This window comes from Microcoleus sp. T3_A4 (assembly GCF_036700465.1).
Classification (GTDB): domain Bacteria; phylum Cyanobacteriota; class Cyanobacteriia; order Cyanobacteriales; family Microcoleaceae; genus Microcoleus.
The window spans coordinates 1-20,893 of record NZ_JAUBOY010000057.1 but is presented as its reverse complement, the minus strand read 5'-3'; the positions used below and the strand labels follow the sequence as shown (position 1 = coordinate 20,893).

Genomic DNA, 20,893 nt, shown 5'->3' with positions numbered 1-20,893 from the left:
CCGCCTCAAACACGTCCCCCAAAGGCCCAAGCAAATTTAGCGCCCGATCCTCGACTCGCCTCTGGCACCTTTACGGCTAGCTAAATCTATAGAATGAAGGACGATCGACTTGCCGAATATTGCTGAAGGACGATTTGTACCTAATTCCTGGAATCCGTTGGTTCAGTCCTAGCGCTGGCGATCGAGATTCCGGGTTGTTTATGGAAATCCCCCGCAGGTGCTCGTAAGGCTTCGGAGTGGGTTATTGGCGATCCTCTACGAGGGTTCCGCTACCGCACCTCAAAAAAATTGTGGCTGAGATCGGGAACTGCTAGGACAAAATTATTACTTGACAAAAATTACGCTAACTGCAGATAATAGCAAACCCTAGAATTAAACTTAAACGTTTGAGAGATATCACTGCTAAGGTGTGATGTCGATTCTCAGCAAATTTACGGATTTCTGCATTAGATTGTGACCAAAACTCAACCTTTATCCGGGTATACACTGCCAGTATTTGCCTGTGCGGCCGCACTTGCAGCTTTGCGGTGCTTGCGTGAGGGTATTCACTCTCTAGATAGCGTATCAGTAAATTTACTGGAACCGCCAATAACGGTAGAAATTCCGATCGAACAGGCGTCTGTACTCAAAACTGGTACCGCTTTAGGTGTGACTCGCTCCGATCCGGGGGACAATCTCGATCTGACTCGCAATACCCCCGTTTGGGCAATGGTGGAATTGCGGAGAGAAGGAGAGGGGGAACAAATACAGATTGTTGGCGGGGAGGGAATTGGACATCATAAAGCAGGTGGAGGAGCGGCAATCTATGATTACGCAATGCGGCTGTTGCGATCGAATCTGAGCCGAGAACTCGCAGGGGGAGAAAAAATTACTGTCACCCTGATTCTGCCGTCTGGGCGGCAACTAGCCACCCGGACTTCTAACGAAGCTTTCGGCGTGGTAGAAGGACTTTCGCTGCTGGGTACAACTGGCATTTCTCAACCCCTCAGTGCCCCTGGACAGTTGGAACTTTACCGCGAACAACTGCAACAAAAAGCCGAACTGTTTGACTGTTTGGTTTTCTGCATCGGCGAAAACGGTTTGGATTTGGCGCGACAACTGGGGATTAATCCTGAGAGGCTAGTCAAAACCGCTAACTGGCTCGGCCCGCTGCTGGTAGAAGCAGGATATCAGGGCGTGCAGTCAATTTTGCTGTTTGGCTATCATGGGAAACTGATGAAATTAGCGGCGGGAATTTTTCACACTCACCACCACCTCGCTGACGGGCGCAGGGAAATTCTCACAGCTTACTGTGCTAAAGCTGGAATGCCTGCCGATGCGTGTTCCGCAATTTTTGCCGCAGCGACAGCCGAAGATGCTCTCGGGCAATTGCGGGCTTTGGACGCCCAAACTGGCAGCAATTGGGTCGATCAAATTTACGGCGACATCGCCCGACAAATAGACTTGCGGTCATCGGATTGCATTTTTACTCACACTAACTTGCACATCCCCGTGGGCTCGGTGATGTTCGGGCGCGATCGCAAAATTATTGTTAAAAGTGAAATAGGAGATACATTTTTGACCCAAATTTGTTAATGTAGTGTGAATACCCCTGAATTCTGTTTAAAACATCGGTCAGGGAGAATATTTAACAAGTAATAATTCTCTGTCCCTAGACCTTAATTATACTAGGTTGCTTCTGGAAGTTATTTCTGAAGCAAGAATTCAATTAATTAGGGTAAGGAGCGAAGTAAATCTATGCTTGCCTTGTACCCGATTAATAGACTAACATCGCTGACTGCAATCTAGTATAAATAAGATTTATTCCTAGCGACCAATGGTTCCTCGCCTTCCTTAGAATTGTACTGAGACCGCGACAGATACGTCCGCTACTTTCTGCCCAATTATCACTTAGCAATTACGCAATAACCGTGACTACTAAAATAGAAACTGAATCCGTTCTCACAAACTCTTTAATGCAGCAGATTGATCGCCAGATCATCGTGATTCTCGACTTCGGTTCGCAATATTCCGAACTGATTGCTCGTCGAATTCGCGAAACTCAAGTATATTCAGAAGTTATTTCTTACCGCACTACTGCTGAACAGTTAAAAGCTATCAATCCTAAAGGAATTATTCTTTCAGGAGGCCCGAGTTCTGTATACGATGAAAAAGCACCCCACTGCGACCCAGAAATTTGGAATTTGGGAATACCGGTGTTGGGAGTGTGCTACGGGATGCAGTTGATGGTCAAGCAGCTCGGAGGCACGGTTGAGCGATCGAAATTAGCGGAATACGGCAAGGCATCGCTATTTATTGACGATCCTACTGATTTGCTGACAAATGTCGAAGAAGGCAGCACGATGTGGATGAGCCACGGAGACTCGTGTACTCAACTGCCGACGGGTTTTGAGATCCTCGCTCACACGGACAATACTCCGTGTGCTGCTGTTGCTCACCACGAGAAAAATTTGTACGGTGTTCAGTTTCACCCAGAAGTAGTTCACTCGATCGGGGGAATAGCTTTAATTCGCAATTTTGTTTACCACATTTGCGAGTGCGAACCGACTTGGACGACAGCTACTTTTGTTGAGGAATCGATTCGCGAAATTCGCGCACAAGTGGGGGATAAACGAGTTTTGCTGGCTCTATCCGGCGGTGTAGATTCTTCTACTTTGGCTTTCTTGCTGCACAAGGCGATCGGCGACCAACTTACCTGTATGTTTATCGACCAAGGGTTTATGCGGAAGTATGAACCAGAACGGTTGGTAAAATTATTTAAAGAGCAATTCCACATTGACGTTGAATATGTTAATGCTCGGGAACGCTTTTTAGCTCAACTTGAAGGGATTACCGATCCTGAAGTAAAACGCAAGCGGATCGGTCACGAATTTATCAACGTATTTGAAGAAGAATCGAAGCGTCTGGGCCCCTTCGACTACCTCGCCCAAGGCACTCTTTATCCTGATGTGATTGAGTCGGCTGACACTAATGCAGACCCGAAAAGTGGCGAGCGAGTTGCTGTTAAAATTAAAAGCCACCACAACGTCGGCGGTTTGCCGAAAGATTTGCGATTTAAGCTGATTGAACCGCTGCGAAAACTGTTTAAGGATGAGGTGCGAAAAGTCGGCCGATCGATCGGGCTTCCCGAAGAAATCGTGAACCGACAACCTTTCCCAGGCCCGGGATTGGCGATTCGGATTATCGGAGAAGTTACCTCCGAGAGACTAAATATTTTGCGGGATGCTGACTTCATTGTTCGCCAAGAAATTAACCGGCACGGATTGTACGGTGAACTTTGGCAAGCTTTTGCAGTTTTGCTGCCGATTCGCAGTGTAGGCGTGATGGGCGATCAGCGCACTTATGCTTACCCGATCGTTCTGCGATTTATTAAGAGTGAAGACGGGATGACGGCTGATTGGGCGCGGGTTCCTTACGATTTGTTGGAACTGATATCGAACCGGATTGTGAATGAGGTTAAGGGGGTGAACCGGGTGGTTTACGATATTACTTCTAAGCCACCGGGAACGATCGAGTGGGAGTGATTTCTAGTTAGGGATTAAGTAGGCGGACTAATTTTTTGTCTGTCTACTTATTTTGATTTTGGATAAAAGGGCGATTCCCTATGCGATAGCTACGCTTCACCGACTTCCGGGGATGGGGGAGTGGGAAGGGCGATCGCTTTTATAGAACCCATTTGACATTTTTTACTGTATTGAAGTAAAGTGACTGCAAAATTCGTATCAAGAAGTAGTTATGCCATACTCTACCAGCCTCACAGACCAAGAGTGGATCATCCTCGAATCTTTGTTTTTTCCGGTTGTGGCAAGGTAGGGGAAGAGAACGGGTAAATGCTTGGATATAGACGTGCAAAATCCTCGTCAGTAATTTTTAGAGAACTCTAGTTGATGCAAGTGCCAAGGTTAATCTTTGTTTTATTACAAGACTTTGGACAGTTTTTGATAACCAACCGTAGAATATCGCTTTCAAGGCGATTCGGCAATCGAACTACCAAGGAAAAATCAAGGGTTTCAGACTAGGAACTAAAAACTCTCCCGACTATTGTTATTAGGCTGATGCCGATCGGGCTTGCAGCCGCTTATATCTCAAATGGGTTCTGTAAACGTTCGCCAGTTGAGCTATGAGCGCACTTTTTAACCTGCTGAGATTAAACTCGACTCATGTTTTTTGAGGAAAAAGTTTTATTATAATTTAAGCGTGTTCAGCAAAAAAAATCAGGGAGAAGTCTAATGATTACAACAAGAATAACTCAAAGATATCAACAGCAACTTTTGACTTATACTTGGGTGGTAGCTTTAGGTTTATTACTATTCTCACCTGCGGCTACAGGACAGCAAATTACTCCGTCTCCCGATGGCACAGGAACTGCTGTTAATGCCTCCGGCAATCAATTTAACATCAACGGCGGACAGCGCTCAAAAGACGGCACTAATCTCTTTCATAGCTTTCAGCAGTTTGGACTCACAGACGGTCAAATTGTTAACTTTATTTCTGATCCAAATATTCGCAATATTTTAGGGCGAGTTGTGGGTGGCGATGCTTCTTATATTAACGGTTTAATTCAAGTAATAGGCGGTAGTTCTAACTTATTTTTGATGAATCCGGCGGGGATTGTTTTTGGTTCCAACGCTCAACTGAACGTGCCTGGTTCATTTTTGGCAACGACAGCAACCGGAATCGGATTTGGCAACAATTGGTTTCAGGCAGTTGGCGTTAATGAATACGCGATGCTGATAGGAACGCCAAGCATTTTAAATTTTGGTACAGCTCAGCCAGGGGCGATCGCAAATTTCGGTCAACTAAGCGTACCTAACGGGCAAACCCTAGCTTTAATAGGCGGAACAGTTTTCAGCCCCGGTACTTTGTCAGCACCTTCCGGGCAAATTGCGATCGCATCGGTGCCCGGAGAAAACTTAGTCCGCATTTCTCAAGCAGGGCATCTGCTGAGTTTAGAAATTTCCCCCTCTTCTAATCTAGGTTCTACCCCTGTGCCGTTTAATCCCCTCACCCTGTCCCAACTGCTCACAGGAGGTAGCAACAACGCTACAGGCGTTACAGTTAACAGCGACGGAAGCGTACAGCTAACGAATTCAGACTTGCGGGTAGAAGCGGGCGATGTGGCAATTGCCGACACTCAGGCAACAGGTGCGAACCAAAATTTAGCAGTGTCTGCTCAAACGGCTACTGTGTCAGCGGCGCGTAACCTGACCCTAGCAAACAGGCAACTACAAACAACCGGTGACTTGAAATTGCAAGCGGGGGAAATTGTCCGTATCCGCGACAGCGTGGCTAACTCTTTTGTTACTGATGTGGGTGGAAACCTAACCGTGCAGGGCGATCGCCTAATAGACATCTGGGCTCGCAATCACTCCCAAAGCTTACTGAGCGCTGACGGCCGCATCACACTTACCAGCAACGCTACTGTATCCGGTGATGCCCTATTCAGAGCTGGCAGCGATTTCTCAATTGCCACACTTCAAGGTAGCCCCGGCAACTTGGCAAGTTCAGGCGGTTCTACGATCGTCTCAGGCGGAAACGTCTCCTTTGGTAATTACGCAGGCGCTTCTCTGGGAGTGCAAGCAGAAGGCGCGATCGCAGCCGGCGATCTCGCTATCACTTCTGCATCTAGCGATCGACCGCAGTTGGTTTTTACGGCTGGCAACCTACCCACTCCCCTCACTGAAAACAGCACTCTAGCACCCGCCAGTTCTTCACCTGCCAGCATTCAAGTTGGCAATATCGCGATCGCAGGTTCAGTTTTTTTAGGCGCTGCAAACAGCATTCAAGCAGCATCCATTACTTCAAATGGCGGAGATATCGCCCTGGTAGCGTCCGGCGACATCGCAGCGGAAAACCTGAATACTTCAACTTTAACAACGAGCAATGCCGGCAATATTACCCTCTACAGCGCGGGGGGAAGCATCAATACGAGCGCCAACACCTTGAACGCTTCCTCGATAGTCGGTAACGGTGGGTCAGTTTTCCTATATGGGACAAACGCGATCGCCACCGGTGGAATTACAACCTCTAGCTTCCTGGGAAACGGAGGCAAAGTCACCCTTTATGGAGAAGGCAACATCAGTGCCGGCAGCATCGACACTAGCGGAATCACAGCAGGCGAGATCAGCTTGCTTAGCAATCGAGGTGCGATCGACACCGGCGCCAGCACTCTGAACGCGAATGGTGGCAGCGGAGGGGGCAACATCTCTCTCAATGCTTACGGCAATATAGCAACGGGAAATATTGTCTCTAGCGGTGGCAACATTACCCTCATCAGTCCAGCAGGTGCGATCGGTGTCGGCGATCTCAACTCTGGCAGCGGCAGTGCAGGTGGGGATGTCGGGCTTTTGGCATTTGGTAGCATTGCAGCCGGAAACATTGTCTCAAACGGTGGCAATATCGGTCTCAATAGTGTCAGCGATAACAACAGCAGCATCAGCGCTAGGAATTTTGATTCGAGTTCTAACAGAGGAGTGGGAGGCGCGATCGAACTCAAAACTGGTGGGAGTGATACTGGGGGTGACATTGTGACTGGGAATATAACCTCCGGTGGCGGTCGTATTTATGTGTTGACCCAAAGCGCCGGCGGCTTTAACGCTGGCAATAGTACCCTAAATTCCAGCTATAGCGGTGGAGTTGGAGGCGATATCTATGTAAACGCATTTGCAGGGCCTGTAACTATTGGAAATGTCATTTCTGGAGGTGGCTCGATCTTATTTATAGGCGACCTCAACGTCAGTGGGGTAATAAATTCTAGTTCCAGCACGGGGAAAGGTGGCGTAATCGAGATTGCAGGAACCGATGTTAGTGTCAGAGATATTATTTCCGGCGATAGCGCGATTGGTTTTGGGAATGAGCCACTTGGGGGAATCACGCTCAATATTGGCGCTTTAAATTCTACATCTGCCCAAGGGAGGGGTGGCAATATAGAGGTGAAGGCGTTTCGTTTAACTACTTTAGGCAACATAACTTCTGGGGGTAGCGCGATTCTCCTTCAAGGGGAATCCAGTTTTAGTGCCACCGGAGACAGAATAGATTCGAGCACGAGCGCAGGAGTTGGGGGTAATATTGTACTCCGCTCCTACACAGATATCACTGTAGCGGGTTCGATCCTCTCTGGAGGCGGCAACATCAGTTTGCTCAGCTCTGGTGGCAGTATTAATGCCAAAAACAGCTTCCTCACCTCTGTCGCTCCGATGGGTATACCCGATGGAAACATCACTTTGCAAGCCTTGGGCGCGATCGCTCCCGGTACTATCCTCAGCTATGAGGGTACGATTCGCCTCGCTACTAGCAGCAATAACCCCAACAGCATTGATACCAGTGGCAGCCGATTAATATCTCTGGCCGATCCTACACTTGTTTTGGGCAGTCCACGATTAGATCTTTGGCGAGGTCTCGGCTTTGGGAGTGGTGGGTTAGCTCCCCTACTACCGCCAGAACCACCAGCACTCGCTGCACTCGCACCACCTGGGATTCAATTCCCTGCGATCGCACCTCTAGGCTTAGGTGTATCACAACCAGATACTCCTGATACTCCTGATACTCCTTCCTCTGGGTTAGCTCCCACACTGCCACCAGAAATGGGCGTGCTAGAACCATTAGAATTTCCTTCCCCTGGGTTAACTCCCACGCTACCACCAGAAAGGGGCGTGCCAGAACCATTGCGTCTCCCAATCACCACACCACTCGTACCAACGCTTGCAAACTCAGATGCAATACCAACTGCAGCAGCCACTGTACCTGTCTCAGTGCAAGTCTCTAATACACAGCCAGAAAATCCTAATACTCTTGCCGCTCAACAATTGAGCCAGCTTAATGGCGATCGAAATCGCGAACCGCAAAACTTAGCAAGCCTGACACCGAGTGCCGCTCAATGCTTAACTGAGGAACAATTACTGGGGCAGCAACCAGGATTGCCTCTCCAGACTGCGCCAAAAGACTACAGCAAAGCGATCGCCTGCTACCAGCAGAATTTAGAGGTGGCGAGACTCTCCCGCGATCGCGCTAGGGAAGGCTACGCGCTCAACAATCTAGGCGCGACTTACTACGCGATTGGAGATTATGAAAAAGCAATTTCTTATCACCAGCAGCGCTTAGCACAAGCTGAATCCAGGGACGATTTATTGGGCAAGGGACAAGCTTTTATTGGTTTGGGAGCTGCTTACGGCGCGATTGGCAATTATAAAAAAGCAATCGAATACTACCAGCAAAGTTTGGAAGTAGCGCATGCCCTAAAATCGGCTGATTTAGAAGCGAGTGTTCTGAGAAATTTGGGATTAGTTTACTACGCCCAAAAAGAGTATAAAAAGGCAGTTGAATATCAAGAGCAAAGTTTAGCGCTCGCTAAACAGCAGCGCGATCGCCGAGGCGAAGCTCTTGCTTTGAGCAATTTGGGATTAGTACACTATTCCCTAACCGATTATGCCAAAGCAATTGATGATCAGAAGCAAAGTTTAGCGATCGCCTCAGCACTTGGCGATCGCTTCGTTCAAGGTCGTGCTCTAGAGAATTTAGGAATTGCTTACTATGCTGTCAAAAATTATAGTCAAGCGATTGAGTCTCACCAACAAAGTTTAGTCATTGCCAGAGAACTGAGCGATCGCCACGCTGAAGGTCGCGCACTCACAAATTTAGGTGACGCTTTATACAAAGCAAAGCAACCAGCAGAAGCTATCAAAGCTTTATTTTCAGCCATTGAAATTTGGGAATCTCTGCGGTCAGATTTAGAAAATAACGACCTCAATTTAGTTTCAATTTTTGAAACCCAAGAAACAAGTTATAGTACGTTGCAAGAAGTGCTTGCTAATCAAAATCAGCATAAGAAAGCGCTAGAAATAACAGAGCGGGGACGGGCGCAAGCTTTTGTTAGATTATTGACCAACCGTTTTTCTTCCCAGTCAGCCCAGGCTACCCTAAAGTCATCGGAAAGTCAAATAAAACCCCTCAACATCCAGGAAATTCAGCAAATTGCTAAAGAACAAAATTCTACTTTAGTTTCTTACTCGATTATCAAAGAAGTTAGAGAAGCTGATGGTCAAAGAAAGCTGCAAGATTCAGAACTTTATATCTGGGTAATGCAGCCGACCGGAAAATTTGACTTTCGTCGCATCACTTTGAAAGGTTTGGTTGAGGAAAAAACTTCATTAAAAGCCTTGATTACTGAAGGTCGTTGCTTCATCCCCAGTTGCCTGCGAAACAAGCAGCGCTCCCAACCAGCTACAAATCCCACCCCAACCCGGCCTATTGTCGAGCAACGATTTTTAAACCCGTCATTGCAAGAGCTTTATCAACTACTGATCGAACCAATTGCTGACCTTCTACCTCAAGATCCAGCGTCGCGAATTACCTTTATTCCTCATGAATCTTTGTTCTTAGTTCCCTTTGCCGCGCTGCAAGATAGTTCGGGAAACTACTTGATAGAAAAACATACTATTTTAACAGCACCTTCAATTCAAGTGCTGTCTTTAACCAAGAAACAGCAACAGCTTGCTTCAGGAAAAGGTGCGCTAGTCGTTGGGAATCCTACCATGCCAAGTGTTGCCTTTGCGACGAACCAACCTCCTCAACAACTGTCATCACTCCCACACTCTGAAGCCGAAGCGATCGCGATCGCTCAGCTTTTGAATGCTGAACCGCTCACAGGCGACAAAGCGACAAAAGTAGCAGTTTTACAGCAAATAGAGCGATCGGGCATCGTGCATTTAGCAACTCACGGCATCCTGGATGACGTGGAGGGATTGGGGGTACCTGGAGTCATAGCACTTGCCCCAAGCAAGGATGACAGTGGTTTACTTACTGCTAGCGAAATTTTCAATTTGAGGTTGAATGCCGAACTCGTGGTTTTGAGTGCTTGCAATACGGGTCGCGGTCGTATTACAGGTGATGGCATCATTGGTTTATCACGCTCGTTTATTGCAGCAGGCGTTCCGAGTGTTGTAGTTTCTCTGTGGTCAGTATCTGATGAATCAACAGCCGACTTGATGGCGGAATTTTATCGGCAGATGCAACTAACGCCTGATATTGCCCAAGCGCTGCGGAAAGCCATGCTGGTGACATTGGTAAAACATCCTAATCCTGTAGATTGGGCCGCTTTTACCCTCATTGGCGAAGCAGAGAAACGTTAACCGGGAAAAGCAGATTTTCCTGTCGTCAAGAGGTAGTTCTTCCTATGAAGGTCTGAAACTTTTGCACAGCAGGAAGTTCAGACTCGTGTAAGACGAAAATTATTACGGTGTGATAGTCAAAGGGCTGAAGGTGGGTTGTAATTGTTCCACCCCTGCATTGGTTTCAATGTTGTGACTTCAATCACTGGTAACACGGACTTGGTTCACCCAATATTTTCAGTATTATCACGGAAAAAAACTAGCACCATCACTTGCTCTTAGAAGAAACCACGAGATGATTAAGGTGTCGAGTTCAAAACAATTTCATGTCTCCAGTTAATCTTCTCCCCGGCGCTATCAACGAATTAATTGCCACTGTCACCGATACCCACCGCGTTACCAAGGCTGACCGCTACGGCATGATGGCCGCCATCCTTGATGAGTCCATCAGTGAAGAAGAACGTGGCTCACTCGATCGTCTGATTCGCTCCCTGGTCAAAGGTCGGATTCAAGTCAGTGATGAACTCTCCATCATCTCGTAAGCAGAAAGCTCGTTGAGAACTCGACACTCTAAAAGAGCTTTCGATGGGGAAAGTTTAGACCAGTCACTGATATTGCGATCGCCCTCTACCAGGATAGCTTTTTGTATAATGCACTTTTGAGATAGACGATTAGCGTTCCCAAATTCATAAACATTATGACGGATACCATCCAGCATCTCATTGAGCCACACATTCAAGATTTAGGTGGATTCCAAGCCCGTCGCTTGCTTCCCTCAGACGTTCTAGCGCTGGTAGGCCCGTTCATCTTTTTTGATCATCTGGGCCCTGCGGTGTTTCCACCCGGCCGGGGCGTGGATGTCAGACCCCATCCGCACATCAACTTAGCAACCGTCACCTACCTCTTTGAAGGGGTTTTGCTGCATCGCGATAGTGTGGGCAGCGTTCAAGAAATCCGTCCCGGTGCGGTGAATTGGATGACAGCAGGGCGAGGCATTGTCCACTCCGAACGCACGCCTGACGACGAACGCAGCAAAGAAGCCATCCTGCATGGCATCCAAACCTGGATAGCACTTCCCGATGAATACGAAGAAACCGACCCCTGGTTTCGGCATCATCCGGCAACTGAACTGCCGGTTTGGGAGGATGCAGGAGTTTCGTTCACCCTAATTGCGGGTGAGGCCTATGGTCGCACTTCCCCAGTTCAAATATTTTCACCCATGATTTATCTGGACGTACAACTGACTGCTGGAAGAGAATTTACCTTACCGGGCCATTACAGCGAACAGGCGGTTTACAGCGTAACAGAGGGGCTTGTTATCGATGGAGTGCCTCTGGAACAACATCGGTTGGCAGTTCTCACTTCCGGCACTGAAGTAAACATTTCTGCTTCAGGCAAGGCTCGTTGTATTGTGATTGGCGGTGAACCTGTTGGTGAGCGCCATAAGTGGTGGAATTTTGTTTCGAGTCGGCACTCGCGCATTGAGCAAGCTAAACTCGATTGGAGAGAGGGGCGGTTTGGTCAGGTTCCTCAAGAGACAGAGTTTATTCCGCTGCCAGAAGAGCCACCTTCTCAAGCCGAGCAACCGTTGTGAATAACCGCAGCGATATTTAAATTAAAAAACAGTTTTTTGATTCAGAATCTGTCTTTTGCACATGAGGGGGTTGTCACCCCGTCAGATTGGTGGATTGACAGCCAGGAAAAATCATAGATTTTTTTACTTGATTAGACCTTTTGTTTCTACCATAAATCTGCAACGCCAACTAATTAGGTGAGAATATTGTAGGGATGATTGATATCATTTCCGGTTAAACCGGAATGATGTTGACGGTTGACGGTTGACGGTTGACGCGGTGAACAGTGAACAGTGAACTCTAATTTACTATTCCGATGCTAACGGATTTGATATGATTAATTGTCCCTAGAATTTTAGGAGGGTAATTATATCAAGTCGGATTGAGCGATCGCCATACCGCACCCTATGGGGGGTTGACGAATATTTGCATTAGGAATCCGAGTTCCGGCTGAACCCGTCCCTACAGGATGGGGAGGCTTTCGTAACTATCGGCCTATATTCCGCTTCATTCGATCGAGTTCTTCGTCTGCTTCCCAGCGTTGAAACTTTTCTTCTAAAGGATCGGCCGCATTAAAACTATTATAATTTGAACTCTGATTCCAACCCTTTGTATCCCAATTTGGCTCTGTTTTCGTGGTGGTAGTTCGAGTTGCAGCTTCTGCGGCTTTTGCTCGAACTTCTTTTCGCCGTACTTGAATTTGGCGGTACAGTTCTTTTGCTTTTTCAATCCGTTCTTTGCAGCCTTGCATTTGACCCCAGCGCTGATTTCCCTGACGCAGCAAAGCTGCTTGCCGCTCTTGGGCTGCTTGAGCTAAATCGAGCCTTTGAGCAGCTTTAGCTTTGTTGATGCGATCGTTCCAGCGCTGAATTTCTTGGGCGGCGGAGAGAATTTCGGCTTGCAGTTTTTTCTCTTGTTTTTGGATATCGAGAATCAGCCGCAGAGTGTCTTCTTCTTGTTCCTTCAGTTGTTCTTCTATTGCCTGCAATTCCAGATGGGGATTGCTACGCAAAAATTCTTCTAATCTGGTTTCTAGAAAGCGGCTGAAATCATCAAATAAGCCCATTTTTTATAATTCCTCAGTCATTAGTCATTGTCATTAGTCATTGTCATTAGTTATTAGTCATTGGTTCTTAGTCACTGGCGATCGATTATTGATCCTGAGTTGTTAGTTATAGCAGAAGAAAGTTCGGTAACGAATTGGGGAAGCGATTTAACGGATAGAATCAAGAAGCAATAATAGCAATGGTTTCAGCAATTAAGAACGTCTTGGCGGTTCCTATATTATAACTGTTTTCACTGCTCGTGATATACAGCCCGATCGCTGCCCATTACCGATTACCGATGATCTAACTCATAACTAATGACTAATGACTCATAATTGATGACTGATTAGAACTTTTGGCCGACAAAAACCGATCGCACATCTCCTCCCTTGCGAATCACAGCTTCTTGATTTTTGATTTCTGCCAGCGTCCAACCGCTAGCGCCGATGCTTTCGCCCACATAAATTCTGCGGGCTACGCCGTCTACTTCAAACAAAGCAGCCGATCGATCGCCCAACTCCAAAATCCCAACCAGCGTGTGCGCGGAAGTTGGGGCGCTGCTGACGGCCGGTGCGGATTGCTCCGGCGCGGGCGCGGATTGCTGGGCTGCAGGCGCTGGTGCCGGTTCGGTTTCGCGAGCCAAAATCTTTGGCTGGGGAGACTCCGAGGGGGAAGGGGAAGCGGCGAGGGGATCTCGATTTCCCGCAGCGGCGATCGCACGACCGGAGGCTGGAGCAGCAGGTGAGGGGGAAACTGCGCTGGTTTGAGGAGCAGCGGGAGCCGCAGCTACCGGAGCAGCCGGAGCCACTGTCACCTGAGCGGGGGGAGGGATGACTACAACTTGGGGTGCTGGTGCTCCCGGCTGTGAGGCAGCTTGTTCGAGGGCATTAGCAATGCGGTTGACTGCGGTCGAAAGACCTGCAGTTGCCGGCGGCGCGCCGGAAATGGGAATGCTCGGCAGCGTCCCTGGGGTGGGGGCTGCGGGAACTCCTGCAAGTTGGGGGTTAGCTTGGGGTGCTTTTTTTTGTTCGATCGCTTCTAGCGAGCGCTGCACGTATTCCACAAACGGGGTATCTGGTGCTGTTTTGCCACTTGCTGCGGGTGCCTCTGGTGCGGGGGCGGCGGGCAAGCGCACGAGTCCCGACCTGCTTGCGAGCCATAACCCCATGACTAGCAGCAGCGACCCAAATGCTGCTCCCAGTAGCATTCTGTCGAATGATTGTTTGGACTGCTGTTTTTTGGCTGTTTCTAGGGCGACTTGGCGGGCGATCGCTTCTACGTCTTTTTCGTCCCGCTGCGGCTGGGGGGGGGCCAACTGCGACAAAACTATTTGAGGTACCGAGATCGACTTGAGCGCCACGAATTCTGGCTGCACGGGCTCGGATGGCAGTCCGCCGCTGCCGTCGAATGCTCGATCGACTCCTTCAAACAGTTCGTCCATCAACTGATCGGCGTAGGACTCTACTGCCACTGCTTCGGCTGGCACTGTTTCGACTGTCGCAACCACGGCGATCGGATCTGACCCTGATTCCAAAGACATCTGTTTGGCGATTACTTTTTGAGGCATAGTTTTCTGTTTGCTCCCGCTCCTCGACAACCCTGAGATTCTCAACTATCAGACTTCTACAGGATACTTGTGATGTTGACAATTCTTGGCTCAGAACAGGTCAATTGTATCTCACTCATCACCATATTTTTAGTCCTCGGCCAACTTACTTTGCCCGATCGACTTTTGTTTTACCTGTTTTGGGACTTTTCGCCCCTGTTTTCTGCTGCCAGTCTTATTTGCTTACCCTGACTTTTACTGCATATTCTACTGCTTTTGTCAACCCCACCCTCCGGGCCTTCGCAGTTTTTGACACACAGCTTTACTTGGGGCGATCGCAAAAAAAACGGGTTTTTTGTCGCTGTTTCCGATCGCCTTGCAGCTTTGACAATGATTTCAGACTTTTATCGGTCTTAAGTTTGTTGGTCAGTTTGCTTTACAGTAGTAACAAGCAACCGATTTTATAACTTTAATACTACCCTACCTTCATCACACTTAGGTAATAAATTGTCAAAGGTTGCCAAATTGTCGGCTAAATAAGCATTATTCCTAATATTTTCTTTATAAAGTTTTACAATACTATTCGTAATATAAAAAATATTGTAATTGGTAAATAATATTCGTTTCAGCATGGGATTTTTTCCCTCATAATTCCTATAGCTCCTGTCATTATTAACAGGAGCTAAACACAACACTCGGACAACGCAAAAAATTAACCCACCCGTTCGGCCAATTCCAACCAGCGCTCAGTCGCCCGATCGATCTGCTGCGTCAACTGAGCCAAACGATCCGATAACTTCTTCACCTCGGCAAACCCGCTGGGAGCATTGTTAGACAACCTCTTTTCAATCTCTTGTTTCTCAGCTTCCATCTGCGGTATTTGACTTTCTAATTGTTCGTATTCCCGCTTCTCATTAAAGGAAATTTTGGTAGATTTTTGAGGGGAGTTTGGGGTTTTTAAATTGTTAGATTCAGCGGTGCGTGTAAGTTTTTCTTTTTCTTTTTGTCCTTTGATTTCCTTGGCTTCTTCCGCTTTTTTGTAGTCTAAATACACCGAATAATTGCCGGGATATAAACGCAAATTGCCGCCCGGTTCCAAGGCGAAAACCATGTCGATCGTGCGATCGAGAAAATAGCGATCGTGGGACACCACAATCACGCAGCCGTTAAAATCTTCGAGATAATCCTCCAAAACCGCCAAAGTCTGCACGTCCAGGTCGTTTGTCGGTTCGTCCAAAATCAGCACGTTGGGCGCACTCATCAGCACTTTCAACAGAAATAATCGGCGCTTCTCCCCGCCAGAAAGTTTGTTAATGGGTGCATACTGTTGGTTCGGCGGAAACAGAAACTTTTCCAACATTTGAGAAGCGGTAATGATTTCCCCGTCCGCCGTTTGCACCAACTCGGCTACACTTTTCAAGTATTCAATAACTCGTTGGTCTTCGTTCGGCGTCAAATCCTCTGAATGCTGGTCAAAATAACCGATATGAATGGTTGTGCCAATTTCGACAGTACCCGAATCCGGCTGAATGCGTCCGGTGATGATATCCATCAGCGTCGATTTTCCCGCACCGTTGCAGCCAATAATTCCAATCCGGTCTTCGGGTGTGAAATTGTAGGTAAAATCTTTAATTAAAGTGCGATCGCCGTAAGCTTTACAGATATTCAGTAACTCAATCACCTTCTTACCAATCCGGCGGCCGGCTGTGGCAATTTCGACTTTGCCGTTGGCTGTTTTGAACTCCTGGGCTCGCATATCTTTAATGCGATCGATCCGAGCTTTTTGCTTGGTACTCCGCGCTTTCGGCCCGCGTTTGAGCCATTCCAATTCGCGCCGCAATACACCCGCGTGTTTGCGAACACTGCTGGCGGCGGATTCTTCAGCTAAGGCTTTTTTCTCCAAATAATAAGCGTAATTGCCAGCATAATTGTAAAGGTCGCCGCGATCGATCTCCAGGATGCGATTGGTAACGCGATCGAGAAAATAGCGATCGTGGGTAATCAGCAACAAAGCACCGCGATAGCCGTTCAAATAGTTCTGCAACCACTCCACAGACAGGGCATCCAAGTGGTTTGTCGGTTCATCCATCAGCAACACATCGGGCTCGGACAATAGCGCCGTTGCTAAGGCAATTCGCTTGCGGTAGCCGCCGGACAAGTCGGCAATTTTCGCATCAAAATCCTCAATCCCCAACTTGGTCAAAATCAATTTCGCCTTGGTTTCCAAGTCCCACGCATCCACCTCATCAATGCGTTCAGACACTGCAGACAGACGCGCCATCAACTTGTCTGTATCGCCTTTGCCGTGGGACAATTGATCGGAAATTTCCTCGTATTCGCGCACCAAAGCCATTTGTTCGCCACTGTCGGCAAATACTTGCTCTAAGACTGTGTGATTTTCGTCTAAATCCGGCTGTTGGGGGAGATAGACAATTGTAGACCCTGGATTGACCCAGCGATCGCCAGAGTCGATCGACTCCAAGCCTGCAATCATTTTCAGCAGCGTTGATTTGCCGGAACCGTTAGTGCCGATGAGTCCGACTTTATCGCCTTCATCGAGGCTGAAGCTGGCATCTGTCAAGAGTTCCTTGATGCCGAAGTCTTTTTTGATCGATCGCAGAGTAAAAATAGTCATCTGTATAGAAAGTCATTTACCTGACTTAGTTTAGCGCTGACCTTCCCACTCCGGCACAAACAAGATTATTGAGGGAATCCCCAAACAAACTTTGTACCAAGGCTACAGACTTTTTATCTGTTCGCAGTAAGCTAGCCAATACAGCTCTTTGTTGTCGGGCCTGGCTTGTGCTTGAGCCGGAATGCGCCACGAACCGGGCGATAGAGAAACGGAGACACCCCGCAAAGAAAGACCACTCGCCAGCGGGACTTGGCTTACAAAAGATTTTGGCATTCAAATTTTACTTAAAAAAAGTTATCCGGTGTTGCGCCTTCAAAAAGCATCTTTACACCGCGCGCTCGTCGAGCGCGTCCAATCCTCTCCCCGGTTGCCATAACAGGTAAATTATATTTAGTTGAGCTGACGGCAGTTGCGGTACCATTTATTTTGAAGTAGAGTAGTTTGAAGACAAGGCGTCTAATTCAAAACTATTAGGATAATCGAAAGGAAAAAGCTGTGCCGATAAATGTTCTCTCTCTTCCATACCCTGTGACATTTGTGGTTCGGTATCCTGAACTTTGGCCTGAGCTATTTCAATCCTCTGAAACATCAATCCTCGATCCCAGCTCCTTACATGGTCGTATTCAAACTAACGAAGAATGTTGGATTGTCCTTACCTATTTGTATTTGAAACGAAAGCACCTCAATGTCTCAATTTCCGACCGATTTATTCCGGGAGAGATTTGTGTTGTTAGTTCCCTTGATTTAGGAATTAAGGATCGGACTTTTAACTCCTTTGTTGTAGGTTGTCGTGGTGATGGTTTTCAACCTCCTCTTTGCGATTTCACTGTTATGCAAAATAAAGCCTGTGTCGAGGATTCAAAAACAGATATATTCATACCTATCTGGCCCCAACCTGGTCTGATACCGAGGCTGAAGGAACGAGGCAGTACAATTGAAAATATTGTTTTCAAAGGTGGGGATGTTAATCTATATGAATCGTTTCGTTCTCCTGAATTTAAGCAAGAACTAGAAAAACTGGGTGTCACATTCAGAATTAATGGCAGACCTGAAAATCAACCTGTTATGTGGCATGACTACAGCACCGATGATTTAGTTTTAGCTGTACGCGATCTCACTGAAAAAGATGCTTTAGTAAAACCAGCTAGTAAACTGGTTAATGCTTGGGTAGCGGGAGTACCAGCTTTACTCGGGCCTGAGCCAGCTTTCCGCGAGCAGAGACAATCAGACCTTGATTATATCGAAGTAAAAACACCTCAAGCAGTATTTGAGGCAGTTAAACTACTTAAGTCACAGCCTGAACTTTATCAAAAAATGGTAGCCAACGGGCTAAAGCGCGCTGAAGATTTCACCACAGAAAAAATGATTCAGCGATGGTATGAATTCCTTGCCGGCCCTGTAGCCGATGGGTACAAGCGTTGGAGCAAAAGAACCCAGGTTAGCCGCATGGCAGAGTTTTCTCTCAGGAGCATTCAGCATAAAATAGCTTATAGAAAAGCGGCTTACAACCGCCTGCACGGGTATCGTCCGATCTCGGGTACACATACCTAATTCTGTTACAACGTAGCAATTGCCGATCGACTAGGCCGTTATCCTGCGTACTGTACAAAAGCACAACGACAAACAATCCTAGCGTAACTGCGGTAATACGCTAATCAGACTGGCGGTTCGTAAAGTGGAGGTTCTAATTGAGTCAAAAAAGGGGTTTTGAGAACGATATTGGTGACTTTCCTTTAAATTCGGCTGTTGGGGGAGATAGACAATTTTAGAGCCTGGATTAACCCAGCGATCGCCAGAGTCGATCGACTCCAAGCCTGCAATCATTTTCAGCAGGGTTGATTTCCCGGAACCGTTTGTGCCTATGAGTCCGACTTTATCCTCTTCATCGAGGCTGAAACTGGCATCTGTCAAGAGTTCCTTGATGCCGAAGTCTTTTTTGATCGATCGTAGAGTAAAAATAGTCATCTGTATAGAAAGTCATTTACCTGACTTAGTTTAACTTAGTTCGATCAAGTCCGGTTGCATCGGTATGGTCGGTCGTTCCGATGAAACTTCTTCAAGAGAAGCGCGAACTCGATTTTTATGACTATCTAAAGCTTGATAAATGTTAAGAATACGAGATGTTTATGGGGAGTTAGGGAAAAGGCTATCGGCAGTGGGGATTGACAAATAACAACTGTATGCTGTACAGTTTATATATTAAGATATTATAATTTTTGTATCTTTTTTGTTCCTCAAGTTTTTATGGTATTTATAGGGTTATTATGAGTATCCTTCACCTTCGGCAAATAGAAGCAAAGCTGAAATCACTATTTATTAATTTAATTGACCTGGATGACTATAAAGGCAAGTCACAAGCTGAAAAAGATTCTGCTTTTTTAACTCGGGCTCTCGCTGCTTTTTCAATTTTATTTATTGCTGATGTAAGCCCAGATATAGCTGCCTCCACTGTAACTGATGGGTTTCAGGATAATGGAATTGACGCCATCTATTTTGACAGCCGAGAGAAGATTCTTTTTCTGGTTCAAACTAAGTGGCGACATGATGGTAAAGGTAGCATTGAACAAGGTGATTCTCTAAAATTCATTAACGGTGTTAATGCTCTTATTAATGCAGAATTTGAGCGCTTCAATGACAAAATCAAAAGCCGTGGAACCGAGATTACTGACGCATTGTCTCTTGCAAATACTAGAATAGTTCTTCTACTTGCTTACACTGGGCAAGCAACACTAAGCAACGAGGTGAAGCGTGATTTCGATGACTTCCTGAAAGACATGAATGATCCTTCAGAAGTTGTGGATCTCAGAGTCTTTAATCAAGGAAACTTACATGGAATCGTAGCTAGGGGCACTTTAGGTGCACCAATTAACTTCGATGTCATTTTAAAGGATTGGGGGCAAGTTAGAGAACCGTATTCTGCATACTATGGTCTTGTATCAGCAACTGAAGTGGCTAATTGGTGGAATAATCATTATCCCCAACTCTTAATTCCTAATATCCGCTCATTTCTTGGTGAAACAGAAATTAATCAGAGTATTATAGAAACCTTATTGTCAGAACCGGAAAGGTTCTGGTATTTTAATAATGGCATAACAGCACTATGTGGTAGGATTCGGAAGAAACCATTGGGAGGTAATAGTCATGAAACTGGTTTATTTGAATGCCTTGACGTAAGTATTGTGAACGGGGCGCAGACTGTAGGAGCTATTGCAAACGCCAACGTAAAATCACCCGCTCAAGTTGCAAAGGCTGCTGTTACAATTCGATTTATTTCACTTGAAAGTTGTCCAGAAGATTTCGGTATAAGGGTTACACGGACAACGAATACTCAGAACCGCATTGATAGTCGTGATTTTGTATCGCTTGATACTGAAAATCAAGAACGTATACGAACTGAGTTGCAACTCGAAGGTATTGAATATGTTTATAAAGCTGGCTACAGCGTTCGTGATTATAGGACTGGCTTTGATTTTTCAGAAGCGATAGTTGCTGTTGCCTGTGCTCATTCTGAGCTTGCCTACGCAGTACAGGCAAAATATAAGGTGAGCCTTTTGTATGAAGATGTCTCTAAAGCACCATACAAAGCTCTTTTCAATTCTAGTCTTTCCAGCATTAGGCTTTGGAAACTTGTACAGATTTACCGTGCAATAGAGGATTATCTAAAAGTCGAACGAGGAAATAGGCAAGGACGAGAAGCTATGTTACGTATTCATGGCAATAGGTTTATAGCTAGACAGGTATTTCGATCTCTGCTTCTCAGTAATCTTGATGACCCTACAAAAGGCGTACAAGATATCCTATGTTTAGTTCCTGAGAAGACTACCACTGCAATCAATGCTACTGCAAAGGTAATAAATGAAAAATATCCAGATTCATACCTTGCCAATTTGTTTAAGAATCTAACTAAGTGCAATACTCCGGACAGTTTTTAAAGAGGAATGCGATCGCAATAAAATAGAGAAGTGAAAAAAGTGAGTGCAATCTCA

Annotated in this window: 11 protein-coding genes and 1 pseudogene; 7 read left to right on the top strand and 5 right to left on the bottom strand. The window is 46.6% G+C overall.

Features of this window, described 5'->3' with window-relative positions; all coding sequences use genetic code 11:
• Positions 1-453: 453 nt before the first annotated feature.
• The 5 genes from cbiD to QUA07_RS25430 all read left to right on the top strand — a co-directional run bounded on the left by cbiD (position 454) and on the right by QUA07_RS25430 (position 11,700).
• Positions 454-1,575 (top strand): cobalt-precorrin-5B (C(1))-methyltransferase CbiD, encoded by a 1,122-nt coding sequence (cbiD, locus tag QUA07_RS25450; RefSeq protein WP_333330749.1) that lies wholly within the window; start codon positions 454-456, stop codon positions 1,573-1,575.
• A gap of 335 nt (positions 1,576-1,910) precedes the next feature.
• On the top strand, positions 1,911-3,524 hold the full coding sequence (guaA, locus tag QUA07_RS25445; RefSeq protein WP_445242808.1) for a glutamine-hydrolyzing GMP synthase: 1,614 nt from the start codon (positions 1,911-1,913) through the stop codon (positions 3,522-3,524).
• Positions 3,525-4,229: 705 nt separating this feature from the next.
• The gene (locus QUA07_RS25440) at positions 4,230-10,127 is read left to right on the top strand and encodes a CHAT domain-containing protein (RefSeq protein WP_333330746.1); all 5,898 of its coding nucleotides are present in this window, start codon (positions 4,230-4,232) and stop codon (positions 10,125-10,127) included.
• Positions 10,128-10,432: 305 nt separating this feature from the next.
• Complete coding sequence (locus QUA07_RS25435) at positions 10,433-10,648, top strand: hypothetical protein (RefSeq protein ID WP_333076209.1); 216 nt, start codon at positions 10,433-10,435, stop codon at positions 10,646-10,648.
• Positions 10,649-10,803: 155 nt separating this feature from the next.
• A complete protein-coding gene (locus QUA07_RS25430) occupies positions 10,804-11,700 on the top strand; it encodes a pirin family protein (RefSeq protein ID WP_333330743.1) in 897 nt (298 codons plus the stop codon).
• Between the two features lie 467 nt (positions 11,701-12,167).
• Here the strand turns inward: QUA07_RS25430 and QUA07_RS25425 are convergent, their stop codons facing one another.
• The 4 genes from QUA07_RS25425 to QUA07_RS25410 form a co-directional block, all read right to left on the bottom strand.
• Complete coding sequence (locus QUA07_RS25425; protein WP_333082689.1) at positions 12,168-12,746, bottom strand: TIGR04376 family protein; 579 nt, start codon at positions 12,744-12,746, stop codon at positions 12,168-12,170.
• 326 nt (positions 12,747-13,072) lie between these two features.
• The gene (locus tag QUA07_RS25420; protein ID WP_333330740.1) at positions 13,073-14,293 is read right to left on the bottom strand and encodes a hypothetical protein; all 1,221 of its coding nucleotides are present in this window, start codon (positions 14,291-14,293) and stop codon (positions 13,073-13,075) included.
• 691 nt (positions 14,294-14,984) lie between these two features.
• Positions 14,985-16,907: an ABC-F family ATP-binding cassette domain-containing protein gene (locus QUA07_RS25415; protein WP_333330737.1), complete on the bottom strand. Its 1,923-nt coding sequence runs from the start codon at positions 16,905-16,907 to the stop codon at positions 14,985-14,987.
• A gap of 102 nt (positions 16,908-17,009) precedes the next feature.
• A complete protein-coding gene (locus QUA07_RS25410) occupies positions 17,010-17,180 on the bottom strand; it encodes a hypothetical protein (protein ID WP_333330734.1) in 171 nt (56 codons plus the stop codon).
• Positions 17,181-17,402: 222 nt separating this feature from the next.
• On the opposite strand from QUA07_RS25410, the gene QUA07_RS25405 reads away from it, so the two are divergent.
• Positions 17,403-18,458 (top strand): hypothetical protein, encoded by a 1,056-nt coding sequence (locus QUA07_RS25405; RefSeq protein ID WP_333330733.1) that lies wholly within the window; start codon positions 17,403-17,405, stop codon positions 18,456-18,458.
• Positions 18,459-18,614: 156 nt separating this feature from the next.
• On the opposite strand, the pseudogene QUA07_RS25400 reads toward QUA07_RS25405, so the two are convergent.
• Positions 18,615-18,872: pseudogene (locus QUA07_RS25400) on the bottom strand (ATP-binding cassette domain-containing protein); the annotation flags it as partial.
• A gap of 299 nt (positions 18,873-19,171) precedes the next feature.
• On the opposite strand from QUA07_RS25400, the gene QUA07_RS25395 reads away from it, so the two are divergent.
• The gene (locus QUA07_RS25395; protein ID WP_333330730.1) at positions 19,172-20,839 is read left to right on the top strand and encodes an AIPR family protein; all 1,668 of its coding nucleotides are present in this window, start codon (positions 19,172-19,174) and stop codon (positions 20,837-20,839) included.
• The last annotated feature ends 54 nt before the right edge of the window (positions 20,840-20,893 follow it).